Genomic DNA, 25,684 nt, shown 5'->3' with positions numbered 1-25,684 from the left:
AATTGATTATAAGATAGATACGATCCTGCCATCCACCTTCAATCTGTCTTCAGCGAACAGTTTTACGGCCTCAGGGTAGATCTTATGTTCCTGTTCCAGGATGCGGTCTGCAAGCATGTCCTCGGTATCACCTTCAAGCACGGGAACACATCTCTGGAGGATTATCGGTCCGGTATCCATTCCTTCATCAACGAAATGCACTGTACAGCCGGCCACCTTGACACCGTAATCAAATGCCTGTTTCTGTGCATGCAATCCCATGAAGGATGGTAAAAGTGCGGGATGGATGTTCATCATACGGTTCTTATAAGCTTCTATTACATCCTTGCCAATGATACGCATATATCCTGCAAGGACAACCAGCTGTGTATCATATTTCTCAAGCGTCCTAAGAACCTCTTTCTCATAGCCCTTCTTCCCACCAAATGCTGAAGGGTCTATGAATACCGCATCAATACCTTGATCGTTAGCTCTCTCAAGTGCATAGGCATCCCCTTTATCACTGACAACCACTTTGATAGCAGCATCCGGAATATAGCCATTTTCAATATTATCAATGATGGACTGCAGGTTCGAACCGCGTCCAGAGACAAGAACTGCAATATTGAGAGTCATTGCTCACCCATACGAGATTGCTATATATTAGAGTTTTGGACTTATATAGCCGGAAATGCAAGGATCATCCTTTTACAAAAATACCCAAAAAACAATTTGCAGAATAAAAAGTACATCCGATCAGTTTTCCTTTCTATGCCTGGTCCTCTCATTGATAAGGGTTTCAAGATCGTCCGCATCGGATAATGAATTAAGTTCGTCCCTTTCTATAAGTACAGTGTTCTCCACATACTCATACCTGCTCTTGCCTTCCACAATGAAAATAGATTGTGTCTGGACAACATCCGAGATACTGCTCATGAGGTGGGCTCGCTTTAGCATTGCATTGCTGTACTCGCTCACTCCTGTAAGGAAAGTGCTGGAATAATCCTTGGACACCGCCTTAAATGGTGCCTGGTTCGTTGAAAGGACATCATAGCCCAATGTATAGATAAAGTTCAGGATATTATCATTTGGAGGAGTGGTCCTCTCGGATTCTTCCCCCTTGGCACCTGGGGACTCCAGTTCTTTCTCAAAGCTACGCAGGATGTCAATGGATCTTGCAAGCGCAACATCAAGTATCTCCTCAAGATGTAATACGATGTCAATTGAAGCATCCATCTGCCCTTCTTCATATTTACTGATAGTACGACGGGACACTCCAAGCTCGGAAGCAAGCGCTCCCAGTGACATAGAGATATCCATTCTTGCGTTCTTCAGCACATCCCCGTCTATGGACACATACAGCCCACCGGGTGCTGCGGATACAAGCGGAGGAACACTCTCTACAAAATAATCATACAGCGTCTGGACATTCAACGCAGGTATATCATATCTCATATACACTACGCTATCCTCAAGCATCTGGTCACGGGTCTTTGCACCCACAAGTATCGGATAACCACCAAGATACTCTGCCAGAGCTATCATTTCCCGGGCAGTCTCTTCGTTCAGACCGTCAATGTTGTATAAGACCTTACAGAATAGGAGCGTATTATCCTGACGTGCAGCAAGATCGAAGCTCCGAGGCCTGATATTGCATCGATTTGAAACCGTGAAATCAGCGCGTTCCAATACCTCAATGATCTGATGTATCAGAAGATCCTTGGTCATGACGATAAATCATTGTTTGCACATCTATATAAAGGTATTTGTTAGTATATAAACGAACACGGAACAAGAGAACATGATCATAGCTATAGATGATACCGATTCCAGAGAGGGGATGTGCACTACATACCTGTGTGCAATGCTGATGGATGAGCTAAAAGAGTACGGTGACATCATAGACAGCCCGATACTCATACGCCTCAATCCGACAATACCCTACAAGACTCGCGGAAATGCATCTACAGCGTTTGAAATTGATACAAGGGAACCGGAAAAGGTCATGGAACATGTGATCTCAAGAGTTGAAGAGCTGGCAGAACTGCAAAGCGACATGACAAACCCGGGGATCGTATTCATACCCGAAGGTGAACAGGAAAAGGTAAAGGAAGCACTCGGGAACTTCTTCAGGCAGGCTGTACGCGAAGTGCTGGAAATAGAGGATGCAAAGAACCTTATTTCAGAACTTGGCCTGCCATCAAAGGGATTGAAGAATGGAAGAGGTCTTATCGGTGCACTTGCTGCCTGTGGTGCTATGCTCAATCCCGGATGGGATCACACTTACGAATATCTTGCATACAGGGAAAAGGACGCGTGGGGAACGCCAAGAGAGGTCGATGAGGAAAGTGTAAGAAAAGCAGACCTGGAAACATATCCGGACACGTGGGATACTGTGGACTGTGCGAACGACCTTGTGGTCTGTGTCCCGCATGCAGGAGACCCTGTGCTTTTCGGCATCCGTGGCAACAGCATCGATGTGGTCACAAGAACCTCCCGGATGATAAGCTCCGAACCTGTAGAACGCTACATGGTCTACCGGACAGACCAGGGAACAGACCTTCATCTTATACCTGTAGAAAAGATCGCGGATATCAGGGACCTGCATTCCTACACTATCGAAGTGACAGTGGCAACCGATCCACAGACCATCAGGGGAGGACATACCATATTCTCCATCCGGGATGATTCAGGAGATGAGATGGACTGTGCTGCTTATGAACCTACCAAGAACTTCAGGGAACTTGCCCGCAAGTTCATCCCGGGAGACAGGATCGTATTCTCAGGTAGTGTTAAGAACAGTACGCTGAATATCGAAAAAATAAAGATAATATCCCTTGCAGAAAAATATGAATCTGTTAACCCTTCGTGCCCGGAATGTGGCAAGAATATGAAATCCGCAGGCAAGGGGCAGGGTTATCGCTGTAAAAAGTGCGGAACGTCTGCCGATTCTGCTGAACGTATAGAAGTAGAAAGAGATATTGAGACGGGAACATATGAGGTCCCGCCATGCGCACGCCGACATCTTGCAATGCCTCTTGTACGCTGTATGAAAGAAGATGGGAAGATATTCCCATCAAGATGATCGTTCAGTCTTCCCGAAGCTCATCGAGATCCGCTATCGGAGGAGTTGTCCGTTTATGTATGTTGGCCCTTAAGCGCCTCAGCAGTGAATCGATGTCCTCCATGGGAACTCCAAGCCTTGCACTCACACGTTCATGACCTTCACCTGCAAGTATAGGTTCCAGGACCTTGTCAATGGTCTCATAGGGAACACCCAGGTCTTCCTCGTCAGTCTGCCCTTCCCACAGTCCTGCAGAAGGTGCTTTGTTGAGGATGCTTTCAGGCAGACCAAGCATCTTTGACATTTCCCTGACCTCGGTCTTGTACAGGTCACCTATAGGTTCAAGGTCAACACCGCCATCGCCGTATTTTGTGAAGTAGCCCAGAAGGATCTCGGTCTTGTTGCCGGTACCCATCACGACCCTGCCAAGCATATTAGCATAGTAGTAAAGGACAGACATCCTTATTCTTGCTTTCAGGTTCCCGTCAACAGGAGCTGTGGCTTCAGAAATGACAGGCATTATACTCTTGTAAGAACCAAGGATATCAGAGATAGGTATCATCTTGAGATCGATACCCAGTCTCTCTGCGACCTCTTTTGCATCATTTACTTCGGATTCGGGGGTTGTGTTCTCCGGCATATGGATACCCAGTACATTCTCAGCACCCAGCGCTTCAACTGCAAGATATGCCACAAGTGCTGAATCAATGCCACCGCTGATTCCCACAACAGCTCCGGGTATCCCTGCTTCACCCAGCTTTGTCCCGATAAAATCCACAATAATATCCTTCGCTTTTTCCATGTCCATGCTATCAAGTTCCATTTGATGATATAATAGGAGCTCCATATTTAGATTTCATGTTCAAATACACTGTATATGACATAACCTTTAATACAGTGGTCACAGAAATTATTCTAAATATATTGTAGGTGCTATAATGAATCTGATGCGATCTGAGATATTGGGACTTGATAAGATATTGAAGGGAGGATTCCCGAGACCTTCTGCCATACTAATAGCAGGTCCGGCGGGTTCTGGAAAAACCACAATTGCAATGCAGTCGGTCTTTACTGCCTCCGAGAAAAAGGAGGTGTGTATGTATGTCACATCATTGAACGAGCCTATTGCAATGGTCAACAACTTCATGTCAAAGCTCAGTTTTTACAATATTTCCCTGCTGTCCACCGGCAACATGAACTACATACCGATCGGTACCGAAACTCTTGACAAAGGTATCTATTCGTTCATGTGGAACCTCGAGGAATCCATCGAGAAGATAAAGCCGGACCGGATTGTCATTGACCCGATAACTGCAATCGGAAGCACGCTTGACAAGGAAGCAAAACGCAGGTTCTATTACGACCTGTTCCTGCGCATGAAAAAATGGGATGCCCTGGTGATCGCGACCGGAGAGTTCACAAAAGAAGAACTTATGACAAGTGACCTGAGCCATGTTTCCGATGGTGTCATTTACCTGTCCGATGATGAGGTTAACAAACGCCGGGTGCGCCACCTTGAGATACTTAAACTGAGAGGTCAGGGGTACAGGACTGGCAAACATCCATTTACAATAACAGATGAAGGCGTAATACTCCACAAGCAGGAACTGCCTGAACCGGACATGCCATATTCCACGAACCGTGTTTCAACGGGTGTTGCCGGGCTTGACACTATGACAGAGGGAGGAGTTTTCGAAGGCTCCACAATGCTCATATCCGGTAGCTGTGGTACCGGTAAGACCACCATCGGAACCCAGTTCATTGCAGAAGGGGCAAGCTCCGGTGAAAAAGGCATGATCGTTTCCTTTGTCGAATCCGATAAACAGACGATCAACAATGCAAGATCTATCGGACATGGCATCAGCGGCCATATTGCTTCCGGACTCGTCAGGGTTCTTTACACCAACCCTTCCGATCTTGAAGCAGGAGAACATGCTATCAAACTCCGGTCAATGATAAAGGAAATGGATATCAAACGTATTTTTGTGGATGACATCCATGTATTCAACGACCTTATGACTCCTTTTGATGCAAAGGACCACATCAAGCTCCTTGCAGATATCTTCAGATCGAACGGTATCACAGCAATGTTTGCACAAAGAACAGATGTGAACGAAACGATGCGGGATATAAACGACTATGGAATGGATTCCTCTGTCCTGCTTTCCCTGAGAGAAGAGGAAGCAAAGACCGAAAAGACAATTACCGTACTCAAAATGCGTGGAAGTGCACACGATACCGGCATAAGGCAATTCGAGGTCAGAAGTTCCGGAGTTGACATCATATTGCCATCCTCCCAATGAAGGGGGGATGCATAGTTATAAGCCTGATGAGAAATATCAAAATATGAACACAGGCTTGGACTAAACAAATATGAAATTCTATATTACGGACTCCGCAGTTTTTATTTATGGCTATGATGGCAACCCTTCACAATTCATAACAGTACCTACTGTCAGGAATGAGATGAAGAGCCAGGAAGCCCTTATGCGATTTGAGATCGCGTGCGAGACGGGTACCCGGGTAGAACAACCTGACCCTGACATCAGGAAAAAGGTGATTTCGCTTGCGAAAGAGACACGTGACGTCGAAGAGCTTTCGGATACAGACATCGATATCCTCGCAAAGGCATTTGAATATAAAGAGGAGTCAATTCTGCTAACTGACGATTATGCTGTACAGAACGTAGCCTCAGTTCTTGGTATTGAATTCAAGCCCATTGCTCAGAAGAAGATACGTGACGTCCTTGTATGGGGAAAGAAGTGCACTGCCTGCAGGCGTAAGTTCGATGAAGGCGATGTATGCCCTGTTTGTGGATCGCCATTGAAGAAGGTCAGGAAAAGAAAACTATAACCGTAGATATGACCTATAACAAGGTGAAAGAAAGAGAATACAATATTTCTAATTGAGATTAAAGCTGGGATAATATGAATAATATAGAAGAAATGATCCAGAAAGCAGTTGAATTGCAAGCTAACGGCCTTGTCACAGGTCAGATAGCAAACGAGCTCAACGTATCCCGGGAAACCGTCACATGGCTTTTGACACGTTCAAAGAAGGACGTCGTTGCTCCTGCACCAAAGGACATCTCCGTGAACTGGAGCAATATCGGGCAGAGTTCTTTCAGGCTCAAGTGTGTATCACAGGCACTCTGTGATATGGTTGCAGAGTCACTGGAGAAGACCGATCAGATAGCTGACCTCGTGATAGGAATTGGGCTTAGCGGAATACCTATCGCTACAATAATGTCAGATGAACTTGGACTTGAGTTCGCCATTTTCCACGATTATGATGACCAGAAAGAAAAGAGTCGTCAGAGGGGTATCTTTAGCAGGAACTTCGCCGATGTCAGGGGAAAGAACTGCATTATCGTGGATGATGTCGTCTCATCCGGTGCTACTATCACAGACGTGGTGGAACAACTTCGCGATGTCGGTGCGAATCCTGTTGCCATAGCTGTAATTCTGGACAAGATGAATTCAGATTTGATCGCCAATGTCCCTATGAGCTCACTGGTACGTATCACACGTGTAGACTGAAAGGGGAAGATCCCCTTTTAATTCTTTAAAGAAACTTTTTAGAATAATTAATGAGGGAGAGGTTTCACTCCACTCCCACAGAACCGATCTTTTCTACCAGTTTGGAGAGTACCTCAGAACGCATTCCTTCTACGAACTTGATACTTCCAACCACAAGGTGTCCGCCACCGTTAACGCCGGCACCTACGATCTCCTCATGAAGCTCGCGGACCATCTGCGGGATGTTCATAAGAACACCTTTTGAGCGGATCACAGCAAAATCAGGACCGTATCCGATAGTGATAACCGGACGTCCTTCAAGTTTCTGGCACATGCGATCATGCACTTCGCCTGAAGTCTTACCTGGTGCAGGGAAAGTGAACTTATGTGCATAGTTCTCAACGTCCAGAACATTCAGGACTGCACCGTTTGGCAGGTCCTGGGATTTGACGTTCGGCATGCATGCGGTCAACTGCTCATCGATCATGGCATTTGCCTGTTCACAGAGCAAATTCACAATCTTCTTATGCCTGGTCTTATCGCCAAGGTCCATGAGGTCATCCACAATGCCTCTGCCACTACTGAATTTGAGCCAGTATGCTTCAAAGTCAAGCGCCAGTGCAATGTTCTTGAGATCTTCCAGGGAATATTTGTCAGCAACCAGCTGTTTATAAGCCTCTGCTTCTTCTGCTTCGGAGCGGTCACCCACTGCAGCAATTGCCGGAAGGTGCTTGATCTCATCCGTCACATCAGGATTAATCATACGTGCAACTTCTGTTGCAAGCATTCCGGCGGTCATTCCGAAATCCCCGCCAACATGTGCAGGGTTCACGTGACCTAGCAGGTACTGGTCAACGATCTCATCCGGATGATGGTGGTCCACGACGACCATGTCTATGCCATAGACCTGTGCCTGTCTCATGGCTGGTACGTCCTCTTCTGTGGAACCATTGTCCACCATGACAACCAGTGGAAGCTTCTGCCCATGTCTGGCAGCATCTTCAAGCGCATAGGATATGTCCTTGGTAACATCCGGCATTTCGTAGAAGGGGGCTTTTGATGGTGCACGCTTGTAATAATGGTATTCTGCATCAGGTCCGTTTATCTCCCTGATCATCGGGAGGATAGCCCTCTCGATGGCTACTGCTGCAGTCATTCCGTCAGCATCAGCATGGTGGCGCAGAAGGATCGGTTTTGACCTCATTATAGCCTTCTTGATCTGCTTGGTCACCTGACGCATTGCAGGCCTGAGCTTTTCAAGTATCTCGCTTTCTACAAGGAATTCGATCTCTGCGGGTTCAGCCCTTTTGTCAAGCACTTCATCGATCCGCTTTTTGACAGCCTCCTCCTTTGCACCGGAGAGACGTTTCATGCTCTTGACCTCTACCTGGAGCCTGTCAGCACGGGATGTTACTTCGCCTGTACCGGTTATTATCATGTCGGAATCGATCTCCGGATAGGCCCGCTCTCCTGCACGCTCAAAAGCTGCACAAGAGATGAGACCTTCCTCATCAGATATCGTAAATATAGTAGGACCACCGGTCTGTTTGACCTGTATGACCTCTCCCTCGATCTTGATAAGTTTACCAATGAACTTATCGAGCTCTATGGACTTCCTGATAGGTATTTCCTTTTCAACTTCCACTATGTTGAAATCCTTGACCTGCCTTGGGATCAGGTCCATCTTACCATCACGGCGAACCTCTTTCACCTCAACGATAACAGTAGCTCCTGCCTCGAGGGGGGTACTAAGGTTGCTTGAGTGTATCAGACCACGAAGATTGGAATTCAGATCTACGAAAACACCGAAGTTCGCAAGGTTGTTCACCGTAGCACGGTACATTTTCCCGACTTCAAGCTCATCCTGATTGCAGGAATTGTCCAGCACATGAACAATATCTACCTTACCACAGGTACTGCAAGCTTCCTTTCCATTGATCGGACCATCGATGGGTTTTCCGCAGATATCACATTTATAGAAGGCACCTTTGCCGTTGCATGCTGTGCATGTTTTTCTTACTTCAACTTCCCCGCTTCCACCGCATTTCGGGCAAACTGAACCATCTTTCAAAAAACTGTTCACGTCCTTTTGTGAAAGGCTCATGAGGTTAACAGACTTTGATTTTCCCGCGCCTTTACATTCAGGACATTTCTCAGTGGAGAGAACTTCATATCCTTTTCCTCCACATTCAGTACACTCTTCTCTCATTGTATCAAGTCTTAATTGTTTATGTTAGATTTAATGTCTTTGCTTATACGAAGACTGCCACAAGCAATAGTTTTTTATTAGAACTTCTTCCATATAAATTGGGGGAGGTTACCATGATAGAAGAATACATAATACCTATACTTGTAATTGGAGTTATCATCTTATCTCAAGCGCTCAAGATGGTCAAAGAATACGAAAGAGTCGTTATTTTCAGACTGGGACGACTTAGTGGAGTAAAGGGACCAGGACTTTTCCTTATCATCCCTATCATCGATTCAGTGGTGAAGATTGACCTGCGAGTTGTAACTATTGACGTTCCAAAACAGGCAGTTATCACAAAAGATAATGTCACTGTTGCTGTTGATGCAGTTGTTTACTATAAGGTCCTCGAACCTGATGCAGCAGTTACAGAGGTGGAAAACTACAAGTTCGCAACTGCAATGCTTTCCCAGACGAGCCTCAGGGACGTTATCGGACAGATCGAACTTGATGAACTCCTTTCTGAACGTGAGACCATTAATAAGGACATCCAGGAGTTGCTCGACGTTTCCACAGACCCATGGGGTATTAAGGTCACAGGCGTTACTCTCAGGGATGTAAGCATTGATGAAACCATGCTTCGTGCAATTGCAAAGCAGGCAGAAGCCGAAAGGGAAAAGCGTGCACGTATAATCCTTTCCGAAGGTGAGTTCCTGGCTGCACAAAAGATGAAAGATGCTGCACAGCTCTATCAGGAAGTACCTGCATCTCTCAAACTGAGGGAACTGCAGACCATTGCCGAAGTTGCACGTGAAAAGAACCTCATCGTAGTAACAAGTTCAACGGATACTGGTGAGATCGCTGCACTTTCCAGAGCATTCAGTAAGAAATAAACACTTAAGAAGGTGATAAAATGTTGAAAAAGCCATCACCTCTTATTCCTTTTCTATTTTTAGCATTGATATTGTTGCTAAGCCCTGCCTGCGCTTCCGCAGAAGAGAAAGTTCTGGTACTGGAGATATCCGATTCGATCACACCGGTTTCTGATGACCTTGTAGCCGATGCACTTTTGGTAGCACAACAGGAAGGATATGAAGCACTTGTTATAACCCTCAATACCCCGGGAGGCGGGGTCGATGAAACGCTCAGGATCATTGAAGCTATAGACCAGTCAGAAGTTCCGGTGATAGGCTATGTCTACCCCGGGGGAAAAGCATGGTCTGCAGGCACATTGATCCTTCTTGGGACTGACATTGCTGCAATGGCACCCTATACTGTCATTGGATCTGCCCAGCCGGTCACTGTTTCCACAGGAGGGATAGAACCTGTTGAGGATGACAAGATCGTGAACGCCCTTGTGGCACTTGCAAAAGAAAAAGCAAACCAGCATGGACGTAATGAGACCGCAGCGGAAAAGTTCATCACCGAGAACCTCAACCTCAATGCCGAGGATGCACTTGAAGCAGGGGTCATCGAATATGTGGCTACAGATGTCGAAGACCTCCTTGAACAGGTGGACGGGGAAACCATAAAGGGCAAGGAACTGAACACCAGTGGTGCTACCATCGATACTTATGTTCCATCTCTCAGGCTGAGCTTTATGGATATAATCTCAGACCCGATAATCTCATCACTACTGATAATGCTCGGAATATACGGTATTGTTATCGGTATTTCAAACCCCGGTGCAGGAGCGGAGATCTTTGGAGTAGTAGCTATTTCACTGGGACTTGTAGGAATGGGCTTTGATGTGAATATCGCAGCTATATTCCTGATAATCCTGGGGGTGATACTGTTCGTTCTCGAATTGCAGGCGCCTGGAATTGGCATATTTGGAATATCGGGACTTATCTGTTTGATAGCAGGAAGCATTTTCCTGGTACCAATGGATTTCCCGCGCTGGTATACACCTGCAGACGTACAGCAAATGATGATAATTGCGATCGTCACACCTACAATTGTGATGGGATTGCTGTTCGTATTTGTATTTTACAAAGTACTGGAGGTCAGGCATCGCAAGCCGGTTATCGGCGAAGACTTTGCCGGCGACCTTGCTGAAGCCATCGATAAGATCGATGCCGGTTCAAAAGGATTTGTCAGATACAAAGGAGAATACTGGAAAGCAAAATCAGAAGACGACCTGGAAGAAGGGGATACTGTAATGATCACCGACAAAAAAGGACCGCTCCTCCTTGTAAAAAAAGAATGAGCATTCAGAGGAAGTGAAACATCACTTCCCTTTTATCATTTCTATGACCTTTCTTTTTTTATCAATCGCTTCATTTGCAGCATTATCTACTGCACGCTTCATCTCTTCAAAGTCTCTTGGCTCTTTATCCCCTATCATCTTCTTGATAGGGGTGTAAGCCGATTCCCTGAAGCGTGGAGTGAAATCACAGACCTCGCCATCGATCGTTATCTCTGCGCCACTGCCTTCAACAACTTCTCCGATGATGTCGATCTCAACGCCTGCATCCCTGCCAGTCTTCATAATATCGTCTGCATATTCCCTTGGAGCGATAACAAGCAATGCATCAAGTGATACGCCAAGGTAGTCGATCTCCAGCTTTTCCAGCATATTGAGAACTTTCGGATTGACAAGCGGACGCATCTTCGACTCATCGAAAACAAGCTTGACACCAGCGGTTCTTGAGATCTCTTTTGCATCACCACGGATACCACCATTGGTCACATCGGTCATTGCATGCACATGCTTTGTCAGGCCGGATGCGATCAGAGCTTCGCATGCTTCAAGGAACTTGATGTTGATGGTCTCATCCACCACATCGTGCATCTCGTAGTAAAGAGCTGCAGTGGAAACAGTCCCTCCGCCTGCTCCCTCGCTCATAAGAATAACATCCCCCACCTGTGTCTGAATGCGGGCTGTAAGGTCTGTGGCCGTGCCCACTGCACCAACACCACCGGTCATACGCTCACCGATATCCATATCGCCGCCGATACGGAGAGTGCTTCCTGTGACAAGAGGGATGCCTGTAAGTTCGGACACCGTGGTAATTCCTGCAATATGATCAAAGATCTTGGCAACATCACCATCATCAGCAACATGGATATCAGACAGGAGCGCCACAGGACGGGAACCCATTACGTACACATCGCGCAGGGATGCACGGGCTACGTGGAAACCTGCAAGGAAAGGAAAATCACTAAGACGGGAATGGATCCCATCAATTGTAATAATTATATACCCATCCCCGGTCTCATTCAGTATAGCACCTGAATCGTCAAGATGGGATGTGTCAACCACTGCAGTGGTCTTTCCGATGACCTCAGCGAGCTTCTCATGTGCGTAGAAATCACCCAATCCGCGGGAACCTACACCAAATTCACCCATGCTCACACCGGAGATAGTGGATGTCAGTACATCACCTTCGACATTAAGTATGGCCTTTGCCTCTACAATAGCTGCTTTTGCAAGTGACCGGGCATGTTCGGGGGTTGTGTCCTTTATCTCAAGTATGCGTTCTGTCAGTTTGTCCTCAAGTTCAGGATCATTCTTTCGAAGTCCTTTTCTTGCATAGCCTTCTATATCCATTCGATCACTCCGGAGTATCAGCACATACCTACAAAATTCTCGAGCATCTTCAAGCCGATATCACCACTTTTTTCAGGATGGAACTGTGTTCCGATAACGTTGCCTGTGGAATTAACAACCGATGCAGCAAAATTCACGCCATACTCACATGAAGCAAGAGTGTGTGAAGCATCCGTATCCACATAATATGAATGTACAAAATAAACGAATGCACCATCTTCGATCCCTTCGTAGAAAGGATGGTCCTGCTCAATGGAAAGTGCGTTCCAACCCATGTGCGGGACCTTTAGTTCGCTGTGCGGGAAGCGGACGACCATGCCGGGAACAAGATCAAGTCCATCTGTAAGCCCGCCTTCTTCTGAATGGCTCATGAGCATCTGCTGGCCCAGACAAATACCAAGGACCGGCTTTCCGGATCCCACGTATTTGTGTATGCCATCAAGGAAAGGAACAATGTTCTTCATCGCATCGGAGAAAGCCCCGACACCCGGAAGAATGACACCATCAGCACTTTCGAGGTCTGCAGGTTCCTTTGATATGGTCACTTCTGCACCTGCGTGTTCCAGCCCTTTTTGGACACTGCGGAGGTTGCCAAGCCCATAGTCAATTATCACTATCTTTTTCATGGGAAGTACAGTACGGTTTTGGTACATCAATCTAACGAGATGGTGAAGTACAGTATATAATTATTGGCTTGATTATGAAAAATCAGATTTAGATTCCATTTTTACTTGAAAATACCTGCAAAAAAGATGAAAAGATATATTTGGATAATACATCCGCCAATTAACTTTTTTTATAATTCGGCTTCATCAGTAGAATCATTTTCAAAATCAGACAATGATTCTGTTGGTGCCATTACATCAATTACAGAAGGTATATTCATGTATAATATTGGGTTATGACGCCTTAAACTCTTTTCTACAATTGAAAAGCCTTTTTTTTGGTAAAACTCGACAGCTTCTTTTTCGGAATCTACAGTCATATATCGACAACCAACCAGTCTAGAAACCTCTAAAGCAATACCAAGAGCAGCGTTGAGCATATGTGTTCCCAAATCTCGACGTATAAATTTCTAATCAACTGCAAGACGTGCAAGCTTTACTGCCGGATACCTTTTGTGCTCGTAATTTGTCCATCGGTCACAGGCCCCAACATCTTTAACTTCAATTATATCTGTTGTTAATGTAAAGAATCCAACTAGTTTATTTTCATAATATGTGACATAAGTTGTACTAACTTTTTGTTCTTGGCTTTCAAGAGCATCATTTAATAAAAAATCATTTAAGTCGAGATCACTTGAAAAAAAAGAAGAGATATTGTGCCTTTCAGATAAAGGGTAAATAACAATATCATCCGGCGGTATAGAATGCGTCAAATTAGAACCTAATCCTACCAAACATAACTTTAGCGTCTTTGAACATTTTTATTTGTTCTTCTGAAGGCGTACGTTTTTCATTTTCCCAAAATTCTCTCGCATCCTTCCCCTCTAAGCACAACCCCAGCTCTATAGGTTTTGCCATGTAATTCCTCCTTTGCGCCACAAATTCCTGATTTATCTAAGAATTTACTCACTCTAGTATAACATCTCTAGCTAATACTATTTGAAATATACTATCAGCATATAAGCCTGTTGTGTCAATATATCTTGTTTTGTCTAATTTTGACCCGGGTTTGTCTTGCTTTGCATATTTCGTTACTTTATTAAACTTTAATCCTTTGCAACTTTGCTTAATGCGAGCATTACTCGATGAAAATCAACATACAGAAGCTTGAAATCAATAGTAAAATTGTACACAAGGCACTATCAAAAGTACATTAATCTAACGAGATGTTGAAGTACAGTATATAATTATTGGCTTGATTATGAAAAATAACATAGTTTATATTCGATTTTTACCTTTGGGAAACGCCTGAAAAGGCACAGATTACTATAGGTGATTGAATGAAAAACGCAAGAAAGATCTTTAATGATGAAAAAGCGATAGAGCTTCCGATCAATATCGTGGTCATGCTGGTCGTCGGGATGGTCGCACTGGCTGCACTGATAGCAATAATCCCGCCGCCCACAAAGAACATGGCCGTGAACATCGATGAAGCAGGCCTTCAGGGAAATATCCCAAGTGCAGGAAACACCATTGTGGTGGATGCGGTCACTGCACAAAACCCTCTGACAGTAATAGTTAAGATCACAGCCACAGACCCTGACGGGAATCCGGTCCGTGATGCAAATGTAGTTTTGCGAGGACTTGGTGGTGTAGCCACAAATACCACCGACATCAACGGTGAGACAACACTGGTAACAACTGCTGCACAGGTGGAAATGGGTGCTAACCAGAATGAAGGCACAATGGACCTTACGGTCGCAGCGAATGGTTTCTACGATTATGAGAAGAAAAATGCAGTGATGATCATCAAGACAAAGTGATCTCACTTTCCTTATTTTTGAAACATGAGACATAAGAACATTATTCAAGATGAAAAGGCAGCCATAGGCCTGCCAATACGCATGGTGGTCCTGACGATAATAGGAATGATCGGCTTTGCAGTGATCGTTTCAGCCATAGTCAACGCACCCACTGCACCAAGACCCATGTATGCAACTTCTAATGTGACGAGCATAACGTTGTCAGGAGAAAATACCAATTCCGGTCCAATTGAGATCATCGTCTCCAATTTTGACGGAGAAGCCATAGGCGGATGCAATGTTGTACTGAGAGATCCTTCCGGAACCGTTGCTTCCGGCGGCCTCACCGATAGCTCCGGCCAGATTCTGATGCAGCTTATGAACATCTCACTTCCGACCGGAAAACGCGAGGGTTATATAACCATCAAAACAATGGCTGATGGATATCTTGAACATAATGACGAGCATTTTGTGAAAGTTATCCGTGGATGAACAGTGCTCGATCAATCAATCAATCAATCAATCAATCAATCAATCAATCGATCAATCAATCAACCTTTCTGTTGACCACATAGAACTTGGCGAGAACAGCTACAGCGAGTGCTAACCCCAAACCCAGCGAAAAGTAAGGGGATCGGAGAATATCCCATCGGCCTGCAAAGATCAGTCCTCCTGTCAGAAGCAGGAGTGCTGCCCCCATAATGCCTGAAAGCTCCACAGGCATCTTGATAGAGCCGATGGTTATCCTGTTGCGGTCTTCGATCCGCATAAGTTTCTCATCCTGCGATACAAGTGATGTTTCAAGTTTGTCGGACAGCTTATCGAGATCCACACGAAGTGAGCCTTCCACCAGTGATCTTAGATCTTCAATTTCTGCTTTTAACTTGTCAATGCTCTCAATTGCAGCACGAACATCTTCGGACGCCTGTGGTTGATGTACCTCAAATACAGTACCTGCAACATCCTCAGCAGGCACTTCGACCGACAAACGTCTTTCAACCGCACGAAGCCGCTTCTCAAGGCTCCTGACACTCTGGTCAAAGGACTCGATCCTCCCCCGGACATCCTCTTTTGTAGTACCCCCACTCATAGAACTCACCAGCAAAGACCTTCGTAAACAATGTCCTCTTCGAGCTTTTCAGGATCGATCATCTTCCTGCCATCGATCACTACCTTGTTCTTCATACCGGCAAATTCAGAGTCGAGTTCCCTGAACTCATCCCATTCGGTCATTATCAGACATGCGATCGCACCTTTTAGTGCCTCTGCGGGACTATCACAGTACCTTATGTTTTCGATCAATGCCTTCATGTTGTCCGTTGCCATTGGGTCATATGCAGTCACATCAGCCCCAAGCTCCAGAAGTTTTCTTATAACAGGAATGGAACGTGACTCACGAATGTCATCCGTTTCGTTCTTGAAAGCCAGGCCCAGAACAGCCACTCGTTTCCCTTTAACATCTCCTGCATGCTTTTCAAGAAGCTCTACCATCTGCATCGGCTGCAGCTCGTTCACTTCAATAACGGATTCAAGGAGAGAAGGATAATAATCAATTCCCTTTGCTTTGCCGATAAGTGCACGCACATCCTTGGGGAAGCACGAACCACCAAAACCGGCACCTGAGTTCAGGAAATACTCAGATATACGGAAATCCGCACCTACAGCATTCATTACCTCATACGTATCGATTCCCAGACGCTTGCAGATATTACCGATCTCATTGGAAAACGAGATCTTTGTAGCAAGGAAAGAATTGTTCACGTACTTGATCATCTCAGCAGTACGAGGAGTGGTCCTTGTGACCTCGCAATCCAGATCCCGATACAACTCAGAAACAAGAGCCCCTGTTCTTTCATCAATGCTACCAATGACGATCTTATCAGGATTCATGAAATCATAAACAGCCTTGCCTTCTCTCAGGAACTCAGGGTTCATGGCAACACCGAAGTCCTTGCCTGCAACCTTGTCTGAATGTTCCTCAAGTAAAGGAAGAACTGTGTTTTCAGTCGTTTGTGGAACCACTGTACTTTTGACGACCACAATGTGGAAGCCGTCTTTTTTTGCCATTGCCATGCCAAGGCTCTTGCAGGCCGCACCCACAATTGACAGGTCAATATTACCATGCTCGTTGGAAGGGGTTCCCACGCAGATAAACGACACATCCGAGTTCTGTACAGCATAATCATAATCAGATGTTGCTATAAGGTTCTTCTCCGCATGTTTTGCCATCAGGTCCCCAAGACCTTCCTCCCAGATAGGAGGGATGCCATCATTGATCATTTGCACTTTTTTTTCGTCAATATCGATGCATATGACCTCATGCCCAAGTTCTGCAAAACACGCAGCTGTAACTGAACCAACATAACCTGATCCAATAATAGATACCTTCATAAAAATCACTCCTGTTTAATAAAGTTGTAGAGGATGTATATTATAATAATGGTTTTGCAACCAGACTACTCCTTTCAGTATAACCCTTTAACCATAGAAACGTATGCACATGGATGATTCTGGGGTCTAAAGTCTAAGATCAAAATAAAAAATAACTGATGTTTGCGGAGGAAATAAGCCCTCTGCAAACCCTTTTCTTTTAATGTCACAAAATTTTCACAAGGATCGGTTCCCCGTCATCCACAGCATCCATTATACTGTGAGCAATCGCAGAATTACTCCGGACCTTGACATCGCCATGACGACCAACTGTTGCAGTGAAAAGGTAACTTTCACCTGCATATATCTCGACATCCTGTGAAGCTATCTCAGGAACGTTCAGGATCACATGTTTCTTTGTGTGCTCGACAGTAGGACGATAGGAGCTTCCTGAGAATCGGTCCTCATCCTTGTTCTTGCGGCCTTGCTCTTTAAGCTCACGTACATCAATATGGACACCTACGATCTTCTCGATCTCATTAATTACCGCACCACTTTTGCCGATCACCTTCGAGATCTCCTTCTCGAAAACCTTTACGACAGCACTTGTGTCGGAGACCATCTCTACCTCAACAGGACCGCTGGTATAGCGCTGGACAACATCCCTTATCTCACCTTCCGCAAGACCCCAGACCGGTTTCCTGCCTGTTGATTTGGATGTCGGCATGACGACGACCTGCTCGCCGAAGGTGTATATCTCAAATTCAGGAGTTGAGGTCTCAAAGTCAGAAACAACGATAACAGGTCTTGCAAGATCATTTTCCATCATTCCGGATGGCACTTTCACGGTGAACTCAAGGGTCTGGACCTGGGCAACCTCTCCTTTGTCAATAAAGATGACAGTATCAACGACCTGTGGAATAACACCGAGCTCCACCCTGCCAAGGAGCCTCTGTACAGCATCGATCGCACGGTTGGCGTGCACAACACCGATCATGCCGACACCCGCAAGTCTCATGTCCGCAAATATCTCGAAATCACGGGTCTTTCGCACTTCATCGTAGATAGTATAGTCAGGTCTTACAAGCAACAGCACATCTGCTGTCTTTTCCATGCTTCCTTCAAGAGGAGCATATTGTGTGATCTCCCTGGGAACCTGCAGGTCCCTTGGGGACTCCATTGTCTTCACCACATAATTGTGCTCATGCAGGAAAGTAGCAACTCCTGCCCCGAATGTGGATTTGCCCGCTCCTGGTGGACCTGAGATCAGAATTCCTCTCTGTCCCAGTATCCTCTCCTTGAGCTTGTCACCCAGACGGTACTCATCCAGCTTTACCGATGCCACAGGACGTACTGCCGTGATCTCTACATCATCTGAAAATGGAGGGTTCGAGATAGCTATTCGCATATCGCGTATCTGCAATACGGTAGCACCGTTAAGCGACATTTCGATGAAGGATTCCGGGTCAGCTCGTGCTCGCTCAAGAAGCTCACGGGTGATCTCTTTCAGCTCACCTGAAGTGCATGGGGTATCCCTGATCTCAACAAACTCCACATTCCTGATGGAACCGCGCTTGCCCATTGGGACTACCTTGTTCTTCAGATGCACGGACATTGTATCATCAGTAAAGAAATCCTCAATATGCAGAGTCATGAACTCGGCTTTTTTAGGAGGAAGGTAATCCACATCCATTCCCTTTGCCACAGCAACGTCGTACTGCACCCTGTCCCCTGTCACAAAAGTAGCGTCCAGCTCTTCAGCGCATGAACGGATAATCGCGTCCACTGCACCCTCTTTAGCATACTTCCTCTCTTCGATGGTCGGCCGCTCACCTGTAAAAGATATATCGACCATACCCTCTTTTGCCAGTTCCTGAAGCTGCTTTAGCTCATCCAGACCTTTATTGCCGATCTCGAGACCACGATTTGCCTGGGATTCCAGTTCTGCTACCATGGCCTCAGGAATGAATATCTCAGCCCCCTCATAATCCCCTGCAACGATCATTTCGGATACAAGACCATCAATAATAACACTTGTATCCGGAACTATCCTTGTTATCTCTTTATTTTCCATAAACAGAACTACCGTTCAAAACTATTTAACACAAATGACAGAAAAGCAATGTGAGCAGAAAAGGGAAAGAAAAAAGGAACAAAAAATAGTTCCTTAGAATATCAGTCTTAAAATATCAGTAGACCTCATCGGGGTTAAAGACCTTGTCACCAACGACATCACCCTCGATGTTGCGGTAGAAGCATGAACGATAACCAGTGTGGCATGCGCCGCCTTCCTGTTCGACCTTCATTACGATGGCGTCCATATCGCAATCTATCAGCATCTCGTGTACGGTCTGCATGTGCCCGGAGCTTTCGCCTTTTTTCCACAGTTTTTGCCTGCTACGACTCCAGTAGTGAGCGATGCCGGTCTCAATGGTAAGTTTAAGAGCCTCCTCGTTCATGTAGGCAACCATGAGAACTTCGCCCGTATTATTGTCCTGTGCAATGGCCGCGATAAGACCATTGTCATCATATTTGAGATTGTCAAGATCTATCATAGTAATCAGTTAATAGATATACTATAACTATAAAAACTAAGAGGAATCAATATGTAATGGTAATAATATAGTGTATAGAAACTTCATTATAATGTTTTTTTACATATGATATCAAGGTGAAAGAATGGATTATAGTTTCGATGGAAGAGGGGGCTACAGGGTACCGACTGGTTTGCTAGGACTTGACGTTCAGCTTGGAGGAGGAGTTCCTCCGGGAACAACTATATTGATACTCGCAGAACCCGGCGCAAGCTCAGAGCTATTTGCACAACAGTTCATATATGGCGGTCTGACGAACAACGAGGAAGTTTACTATTTCTCTGCTGAACATCCGGTTCAGGAAATAATTGAGGATATGAAGACCTTCGGATGGGATATTGAACAATACATCGAGAACGGAAAAATGGACTTCGTTGATGCATATACCTTAAGGTTCTGCAATGTTCTGCCCAAAAGCATTACATGCAACCTCTCGGCTAAGGATTTCCTGAAACAGAACACTGATACGATGAACCAGCTTAAGACTGCTACCTCTAAAGAGAGGCAGGGGCAGTACAGAGGGGTCATCGATTCCATATCATATTTCCTGAGATCCTACGATATGAAATCTGTTACAGAAGCTATCGAAGTGATCTCCTCTATCGGAAAGCTCACCAATGCTGTGCAGCTCATCCTTATGACCGGTGGCACACATGACCCGCAAGTGGAAAATGGACTCAAGAGCATTTGTGACGGGGTTATCGAGTTCCGCATGAAAGAGCGTGGAAGCGAGATCGAGAGAACTATTTTAATACGTAAGATGAGAGGGATGATCCCTCCTGACAAGACCATTTCATATAATATCACTCACAAAGGCATTGAACTGGAAACTACGACCAGAGTTCTCTGATCGTCTTGTAGTGGAGATATTCAGATAATGTTAATAACAAATGGTTGATGAGAATGAAAGAAAAACTTGCTGAACTCCTGACAAACATATTCACAACTTCCGGACACAGTGTTTCAGAATCCGATACTGTGGACCTGATCGTAGAGAAAAACGACCACCGAACCTATATTTTAATTACCGGTCAGCCAGATCCTGCACAGATCAGGAGCTTTGCAGACCAGATCAGGGACGGAGTGGGACTATATGTCACCATGCAGAAGATGGAGCCGGAACTCCACGATTATGCAACACATGTGGGTCTTATCACATGGGACCGTGACGAGCTATCCCTCCAGATAGGAAAAGCTGTCATCGCCGACCTTGAAGGCAATGCTACCGACCTCCAGCTTGTGGCTTACGATATAGACAACAATGCTATGACAGCAGATCAGCCTGCATCCACATCTACTGGTTTCTCAGGAAGCTTTGAAGTAAGCTCCAGGACATCAGCCCTTTCAGCGGAGCCTTCCACGCCGTCTGCCCCACAGATGCCCGCACAGGAAGAACAGGAAGGTTTCAACATATGGGCAACTTCCCCTGAGATGCAGCAGGCAGACACGGTTGGAAACTATCAGGAGCCGGAGCGACCATATATGGAAGCACCTGTGACAACTGCACCAGAGCCCCAGCAGGCTTTATGGCAAACGCCACAACCAGTTCCATCAACACTTGACCTTCACACTGCACCTATAAAATTGGAAAAAGAAAGGGCTGCAGCGATGGCAAAGTCCGAAATCGGGATCCCTGATAATGTTGTTCTCAAGTTCGTACCTTTCTGGAATTATGCCTATGCTGTCAAAGCAGAACACAGGTTCAAGAACAAGGTCATTGATATTTCCGGCCAGGGCCAGGGTTGTCTTAATGCCCTCAACGGCAATAAGGAAGAGATGGAACTACACCAGATAAATGACCATGTGACACTTCCTGATGACAACTATGAGATCAAGAGCAAGATGATAGACCAGAAGGAAGCAGAAAGCACGCTAATATCAAACATTATCGAAGAATACACAAAAGATGTGCGTTTCAACAATGTCGTTGGAGAGGCACTGATATCCGAACATAAGATGTTCAAGCCATCGTTGGATGATATAAGGTTCAAGATCGATCTTGTCTATGTGCCTATATGGGAAGTAAAGGGTGTAAGGAACTCTGTGGAGATCAACGCATATACACAGGAAATACTGACCAATCCTGTAGATGATGATGTAGAGTTCATGTGAATATTTGTTCGTGGCTACGCGAACATATGTATACGAAAACTGTATATAGAGACCAACGCATTTACTGGCTTTAGAAATTTACCAAAAAAAATGGAGTGACAAAGAATGATCGAAATTACAGACGTTGCTGCAACAGAATTGAAAGCATTGCTCGAAGCTGAAGACAAACAGGACCATGCATTGAGAATATTTGTTGCAGGTATGGGATGCAGCGGTATCCAGTATGGAATGGCACTCGACAACGAGATCAGTGATGAAGATCTCACAGTCGAAAGCAAGGAGATCAAGATCGTTATGGGCACGGACATCAGCGAACAGCTGGACAAGGCAACCATCGATTACATTGACACAGATGGTGGCAAAGGCTTCATCATCGATAACCCAATGGCTGCAGGCGGATGCAGCAGCTGCGGTGGCAGTTGCCATTAAGAACAAGGTATTTAATTGAGTAATACCATCCTACGCGGTAGTAATTAAAAGGTGATCAAATGATTCCAGGTATGGGCGGACGGGGCATGAACCCGAAAAAGGTCAAACAGATGATGAAACAGATGGGCATCAACATCGATGAGATAGAAGATGTGGAACAGGTCATCATAAGAACCGCAGATAAGGATATAGTATTTAATGATGCAAGCGTCAGCATAATGAATGCACAGGGAGTTGATACCTATCAGGTAACAGGTACTCCTGTGGATGTGCCACGTGAGGTCGTCATCCCTGAAGATGATGTCAGGCTTGTGGCAGAGCAGACCGGTGCAAGCGAAGAAGCTGCCCTTGAAGCTCTCAAAAATGCTAACGGAGATCTGGCAGAGGCTATCCTCGCCTTGTCTTCGTAATTCTTTTTTAAAACCTTTTTTTGAAAAATAAAATGATAAAAGCTAAACAGCGTTAGCTTTCAAGTGATAGTTCCTTGAGTACTGAGTGATATTCCTCAACAGGTATCCTTGAGTAAAATGCACGTTTGACAACCTCGCTCAGGGATGGGTGGATATCCATTCCGTGAACGATAGGACCTACATTCGCTCCCGGGGTGTTCATGAGGGTAATCATCTGATGGATAAGAACGGAGGCCTGTGGTCCGATGATGTGTGCACCAAGAAGAACGTTAGTGGAATTATCCAGTATGACCTTTACAAAATAATCATCAAGAGCCATTGCCATACCTTTACCAGTATCTTCGAACCTCTGGAACCCAATCGAAATGTTCCCTTTTCCATAATGTTCCACGGCCTCTGCTTCTCCCATTCCGACCCCGGCGATCTCCGGATAGGAAAAGATAGCATGAGGCACTGCATGATAGTCAACTTTCACATCACCGTTGAGCGCAGAGTTCTGGTAAACCACTGTAGACTCATAATTACCGACATGCTTGAAAAGATATTTACCATTGGCATCACCAAAAGCCCAGACATTGGGACAGCTTGTCTCCAGATGATCATTGACCTTGATCCAGCCCCTCTCATCGGTCTCAATATTTCCTTTTTCAGGATGAAGGATATCGGTATTCGGACTTCTGCCGGTAGCCACAAGAATCTCATCGGCCAGTATCTCTATCTCTTCACCTGTCTGCCTGTTTTTTGCAAGGATCTTCTTCTGATTGCCTGATGCCTGAACTTCAGCAACTTCATGATCGGTGATTATAGAGATATGGTCTTCCATTTTTTTTCTTGCAAGCTCACTGATCTCCGGTTCTTCCTGAGTGATAATTCTGGGACTGCGACCTATTATAGTTACATCGGACCCCATGGCAGAGAAGAAATGACCGTATTCGGCAGCGATATAGCCACCCCCTATGATAGCAAGACTTTTCGGCAATAAAGTAAGGTCCAGAACTGTGTCACTTGTGAGATAACCAAGATCATCCAGACCTTTGATCGGAGGTATCATAGGTTTTGAACCTATGCTCAGGTATATCATCTTTGAAGTGATCGTCTCATCCCCAACTTTAAGAATATAGGGTTCAATGAATTCTACAGTGTCCTCGTAGTAGTCCATTTTAGGACTGGATGAAAGGCCGTTGTGGATCATCTCAATGTCCTTACCTATAGAAAAACGCATTTTATCCATGATGAAACTGAAATCGATGCTCTTGATCTCAGCATCAATACCAAATTCTTTTGACCTTCCGATCTCCCTTACAAGTTCTGCAGGATAGAGCAGCATCTTGGATGGGATACAACCTCTTGTAAGACAGATTCCTCCGGGATTATCCTTGTCTATAATAGCTACTTTCATCTCCGGGTTCTCTTGCATCATCAAGCCAACATAGTTCATCCCTGAACCGCTGCCTATCACTATAAGATCATATTCTTTCATTTGTACACCCAAAATTACGTATAAGAGATATTATACCTGTTTCATTATTATATGATGCTGTTTCAGACAAGGAATCCTATCAGGTAAACCAGCGAACCTATTTGCATCAGTGCTATTGTTCTTGATCTCAATTTCAATACGTTGTTCTTTGACTGGTCACGCATCAATGATCTGGAAATGAATAAATAAGCAACTGCTACCGGCACGATCAACAAAAGGAATAGAGTATCATGGACAAGATTTGGATGCAGATTTATGAAATAGGGAAGAGGGTCAAGCATAAAGACAACTGAGAAGATCACAGAAGAAATTATAGCTGCAGAACGTGGAGAAACACGCCATGCTATTGTCTGTATACGGTGTTGCATATCTCCTTCCATATCAGAAATATCTGCCATTATCTCAAAGGCGATGCCTACCAGAAATGCCATTAAGATGTAGAACTGCACCAGTGGTTCTACTACAATATCCACCACGATGGTACCAAAAATAATGGTCGCCATGAAACAATAAGCAATGGATATGTTCTTCAGCAGAATAACTTTTTTCATGTGGCTACTATAGAATATCGATAGCAGAATATTGAAGCCTATGAACAAAGAAACAAATTCACCCAGCTTCAACGATATTAAAAATGCCAGAAGCATGCAGCCAATAGCTACCTGAAGTGCAGTGTTGCGTGATATTGCACCTGTAACAATAGGTCGGTCCTTCCTGTTGTTTGCAATGTCTACCAGATGATCGAAGTAATCGTTTATGGAAAAGGAACCCATGAACAGGAAGATGGAAACCACTGCTGCTGTCACATATTCAGTACCATTTCCAAAAAAATCCATTGACAGAATGCCTGAAAGGATCACGGAGAACATGCCAAAAAAGGAGTTTTCGAACCTTGTCAAAGCTAAGAAGGCCTGAAGCTTCTCAGTAAAAGAGACCATGGGATCAATTTCCTGCAATGAACTTCAGTTTGTCATTGACAAGAGCTTTCATATCTTCAAGGTCGCTGCAATCATTTATTTCATCAGACGTGATCAGTAGGTTAAGCCTGTGGTCCTTTTCAAGATATGCACATGGGAATGAAGCCCCCGGATAATTATATTCTTTATCGAATTCATCCTTGTGCAAAAAGATCACAGGTACGGGCAGATCATCTACAAAGGATCTCCATTCACTTTTCATACCTGTATTACCATAGGTGATGGCACACAGATTACATTCATATTTCGATGGTGACATAATTTTATGAACATAATCTTTCATTTCATTGACCAGGCCACTGTCTGCATTATATACAAAAACTATTGAAACTTTACTCATAGAAATCCCCAGATATCCCTATTATTAAGAATTTAGGGCTCAATAGGATATAAGTTTGAACATTATAGCAATTCGAATCTATAAATTGTGATCATGAATAAAAACATATCAGAACAGCAAAGTAAAAACTAGTAAGTTAAAATCAGTTAAAGAAAAAGGGTAATAGAGTGAGCACAGCAGCGACGCAGATTTCCCGAGGACTCTCGTACCTCAGTACAGTAAACAACGTGGGCAGGCTTATCTTCTGTGTTCGGAATGGGAAC

The 25,684-nt window shown here is 44.9% G+C and carries 28 protein-coding genes and 1 rRNA gene; 12 read left to right on the top strand and 17 right to left on the bottom strand.

Annotation, left to right across the window (positions count from 1 at the left end; translation table 11 throughout):
* Positions 1-6: 6 nt before the first annotated feature.
* Both purN and E7X56_RS10950 read right to left on the bottom strand, forming a co-directional pair.
* Positions 7-615: a phosphoribosylglycinamide formyltransferase gene (purN, locus tag E7X56_RS10955; RefSeq protein ID WP_135606788.1), complete on the bottom strand. Its 609-nt coding sequence runs from the start codon at positions 613-615 to the stop codon at positions 7-9.
* A 120-nt stretch (positions 616-735) separates the two neighbouring features.
* A complete protein-coding gene (locus E7X56_RS10950) occupies positions 736-1,707 on the bottom strand; it encodes a transcriptional regulator (protein WP_135606787.1) in 972 nt (323 codons plus the stop codon).
* A 73-nt stretch (positions 1,708-1,780) separates the two neighbouring features.
* Here E7X56_RS10950 and E7X56_RS10945 point away from each other — a divergent pair, with 73 nt between their 5' ends.
* Positions 1,781-3,064: a tRNA(Ile)(2)-agmatinylcytidine synthase gene (locus tag E7X56_RS10945; RefSeq protein WP_135606786.1), complete on the top strand. Its 1,284-nt coding sequence runs from the start codon at positions 1,781-1,783 to the stop codon at positions 3,062-3,064.
* 4 nt (positions 3,065-3,068) lie between these two features.
* Here the strand turns inward: E7X56_RS10945 and E7X56_RS10940 are convergent, their stop codons facing one another.
* Positions 3,069-3,866, bottom strand: coding sequence for an NAD+ synthase (locus tag E7X56_RS10940; protein ID WP_256360064.1), 798 nt, complete (start codon positions 3,864-3,866; stop codon positions 3,069-3,071).
* Between the two features lie 115 nt (positions 3,867-3,981).
* On the opposite strand from E7X56_RS10940, the gene E7X56_RS10935 reads away from it, so the two are divergent.
* From E7X56_RS10935 to E7X56_RS10925, 3 genes are all read left to right on the top strand, one after another.
* Positions 3,982-5,346 carry an ATPase domain-containing protein gene (locus E7X56_RS10935; protein WP_135606785.1) on the top strand — a complete coding sequence of 455 codons (1,365 nt, stop codon included), beginning with the start codon at positions 3,982-3,984 and terminating at the stop codon, positions 5,344-5,346.
* Positions 5,347-5,416: 70 nt separating this feature from the next.
* The gene (locus E7X56_RS10930) at positions 5,417-5,896 is read left to right on the top strand and encodes an NOB1 family endonuclease (RefSeq protein ID WP_135606784.1); all 480 of its coding nucleotides are present in this window, start codon (positions 5,417-5,419) and stop codon (positions 5,894-5,896) included.
* A gap of 74 nt (positions 5,897-5,970) precedes the next feature.
* Positions 5,971-6,582, top strand: a complete 612-nt coding sequence (locus E7X56_RS10925) for an orotate phosphoribosyltransferase-like protein (RefSeq protein WP_091689173.1) — start codon at positions 5,971-5,973, stop codon at positions 6,580-6,582.
* Positions 6,583-6,646: 64 nt separating this feature from the next.
* Here the strand turns inward: E7X56_RS10925 and E7X56_RS10920 are convergent, their stop codons facing one another.
* Positions 6,647-8,770, bottom strand: coding sequence for a DHH family phosphoesterase (locus E7X56_RS10920; protein WP_135606783.1), 2,124 nt, complete (start codon positions 8,768-8,770; stop codon positions 6,647-6,649).
* A 113-nt stretch (positions 8,771-8,883) separates the two neighbouring features.
* On the opposite strand from E7X56_RS10920, the gene E7X56_RS10915 reads away from it, so the two are divergent.
* On the top strand, positions 8,884-9,642 hold the full coding sequence (locus tag E7X56_RS10915; RefSeq protein WP_135606782.1) for a slipin family protein: 759 nt from the start codon (positions 8,884-8,886) through the stop codon (positions 9,640-9,642).
* 20 nt (positions 9,643-9,662) lie between these two features.
* A complete protein-coding gene (locus E7X56_RS10910) occupies positions 9,663-10,958 on the top strand; it encodes a nodulation protein NfeD (protein WP_135606781.1) in 1,296 nt (431 codons plus the stop codon).
* 21 nt (positions 10,959-10,979) lie between these two features.
* Here the strand turns inward: E7X56_RS10910 and E7X56_RS10905 are convergent, their stop codons facing one another.
* The 5 genes from E7X56_RS10905 to E7X56_RS11860 form a co-directional block, all read right to left on the bottom strand.
* Positions 10,980-12,302, bottom strand: a complete 1,323-nt coding sequence (locus E7X56_RS10905; RefSeq protein ID WP_135606780.1) for an AIR synthase-related protein — start codon at positions 12,300-12,302, stop codon at positions 10,980-10,982.
* Positions 12,303-12,319: 17 nt separating this feature from the next.
* Complete coding sequence (gene hisH, locus E7X56_RS10900; RefSeq protein ID WP_135606779.1) at positions 12,320-12,928, bottom strand: imidazole glycerol phosphate synthase subunit HisH; 609 nt, start codon at positions 12,926-12,928, stop codon at positions 12,320-12,322.
* A 170-nt stretch (positions 12,929-13,098) separates the two neighbouring features.
* Complete coding sequence (locus E7X56_RS10895; protein WP_135606778.1) at positions 13,099-13,287, bottom strand: hypothetical protein; 189 nt, start codon at positions 13,285-13,287, stop codon at positions 13,099-13,101.
* Between the two features lie 90 nt (positions 13,288-13,377).
* Entirely contained in the window at positions 13,378-13,701 is a 324-nt protein-coding gene (locus E7X56_RS10890; RefSeq protein ID WP_135606777.1) for a hypothetical protein, read from the bottom strand.
* The gene (locus E7X56_RS11860) at positions 13,682-13,825 is read right to left on the bottom strand and encodes a hypothetical protein (RefSeq protein WP_167879531.1); all 144 of its coding nucleotides are present in this window, start codon (positions 13,823-13,825) and stop codon (positions 13,682-13,684) included. Before E7X56_RS11860 ends, E7X56_RS10890 begins: the two co-directional genes overlap by 20 nt.
* 422 nt (positions 13,826-14,247) lie before the next feature.
* On the opposite strand from E7X56_RS11860, the gene E7X56_RS10885 reads away from it, so the two are divergent.
* Entirely contained in the window at positions 14,248-14,730 is a 483-nt protein-coding gene (locus tag E7X56_RS10885) for a carboxypeptidase regulatory-like domain-containing protein (RefSeq protein WP_135606776.1), read from the top strand.
* Between the two features lie 24 nt (positions 14,731-14,754).
* Positions 14,755-15,201, top strand: coding sequence for a carboxypeptidase regulatory-like domain-containing protein (locus tag E7X56_RS10880; RefSeq protein ID WP_135606775.1), 447 nt, complete (start codon positions 14,755-14,757; stop codon positions 15,199-15,201).
* A 55-nt stretch (positions 15,202-15,256) separates the two neighbouring features.
* On the opposite strand, the gene E7X56_RS10875 is transcribed toward E7X56_RS10880, so the two are convergent.
* The 4 genes from E7X56_RS10875 to hisI form a co-directional block, all read right to left on the bottom strand.
* The gene (locus tag E7X56_RS10875) at positions 15,257-15,799 is read right to left on the bottom strand and encodes a hypothetical protein (RefSeq protein ID WP_135606774.1); all 543 of its coding nucleotides are present in this window, start codon (positions 15,797-15,799) and stop codon (positions 15,257-15,259) included.
* Positions 15,800-15,804: 5 nt separating this feature from the next.
* Positions 15,805-17,100, bottom strand: coding sequence for a UDP-glucose/GDP-mannose dehydrogenase family protein (locus tag E7X56_RS10870; RefSeq protein ID WP_135606773.1), 1,296 nt, complete (start codon positions 17,098-17,100; stop codon positions 15,805-15,807).
* Between the two features lie 205 nt (positions 17,101-17,305).
* Complete coding sequence (locus tag E7X56_RS10865; protein WP_135606772.1) at positions 17,306-19,153, bottom strand: PINc/VapC family ATPase; 1,848 nt, start codon at positions 19,151-19,153, stop codon at positions 17,306-17,308.
* Positions 19,154-19,268: 115 nt separating this feature from the next.
* Positions 19,269-19,634, bottom strand: coding sequence for a phosphoribosyl-AMP cyclohydrolase (gene hisI / locus E7X56_RS10860; RefSeq protein ID WP_135606771.1), 366 nt, complete (start codon positions 19,632-19,634; stop codon positions 19,269-19,271).
* 124 nt (positions 19,635-19,758) lie between these two features.
* Between hisI and E7X56_RS10855 the strand changes: the two genes are divergently transcribed.
* From E7X56_RS10855 to E7X56_RS10840, 4 genes are all read left to right on the top strand, one after another.
* The gene (locus E7X56_RS10855) at positions 19,759-20,523 is read left to right on the top strand and encodes an RAD55 family ATPase (RefSeq protein WP_135606770.1); all 765 of its coding nucleotides are present in this window, start codon (positions 19,759-19,761) and stop codon (positions 20,521-20,523) included.
* A 53-nt stretch (positions 20,524-20,576) separates the two neighbouring features.
* Positions 20,577-21,785: a hypothetical protein gene (locus E7X56_RS10850; RefSeq protein ID WP_135606769.1), complete on the top strand. Its 1,209-nt coding sequence runs from the start codon at positions 20,577-20,579 to the stop codon at positions 21,783-21,785.
* 105 nt (positions 21,786-21,890) lie between these two features.
* The gene (locus tag E7X56_RS10845) at positions 21,891-22,214 is read left to right on the top strand and encodes an iron-sulfur cluster assembly accessory protein (RefSeq protein ID WP_135606768.1); all 324 of its coding nucleotides are present in this window, start codon (positions 21,891-21,893) and stop codon (positions 22,212-22,214) included.
* A gap of 59 nt (positions 22,215-22,273) precedes the next feature.
* Positions 22,274-22,624: a nascent polypeptide-associated complex protein gene (locus tag E7X56_RS10840; RefSeq protein WP_091689143.1), complete on the top strand. Its 351-nt coding sequence runs from the start codon at positions 22,274-22,276 to the stop codon at positions 22,622-22,624.
* 52 nt (positions 22,625-22,676) lie between these two features.
* Here the strand turns inward: E7X56_RS10840 and E7X56_RS10835 are convergent, their stop codons facing one another.
* From E7X56_RS10835 to rrf, 4 genes are all read right to left on the bottom strand, one after another.
* On the bottom strand, positions 22,677-24,104 hold the full coding sequence (locus E7X56_RS10835) for a dihydrolipoyl dehydrogenase (protein WP_135606767.1): 1,428 nt from the start codon (positions 24,102-24,104) through the stop codon (positions 22,677-22,679).
* Between the two features lie 62 nt (positions 24,105-24,166).
* The gene (locus E7X56_RS10830; RefSeq protein WP_135606766.1) at positions 24,167-25,042 is read right to left on the bottom strand and encodes a UbiA family prenyltransferase; all 876 of its coding nucleotides are present in this window, start codon (positions 25,040-25,042) and stop codon (positions 24,167-24,169) included.
* Between the two features lie 4 nt (positions 25,043-25,046).
* Positions 25,047-25,421: a hypothetical protein gene (locus E7X56_RS10825; protein ID WP_135606765.1), complete on the bottom strand. Its 375-nt coding sequence runs from the start codon at positions 25,419-25,421 to the stop codon at positions 25,047-25,049.
* A gap of 171 nt (positions 25,422-25,592) precedes the next feature.
* Positions 25,593-25,684: ribosomal RNA gene (rrf, locus tag E7X56_RS10820) — 5S ribosomal RNA — on the bottom strand; the annotation flags it as partial.

It is taken from the genome of Methanococcoides sp. NM1 (assembly GCF_900774285.1).
GTDB classification, from domain to species: domain Archaea; phylum Halobacteriota; class Methanosarcinia; order Methanosarcinales; family Methanosarcinaceae; genus Methanococcoides; species Methanococcoides vulcani.
Note: the sequence above shows the minus strand (reverse complement) of the source record. Positions and strands in the feature narration are given on the sequence as shown.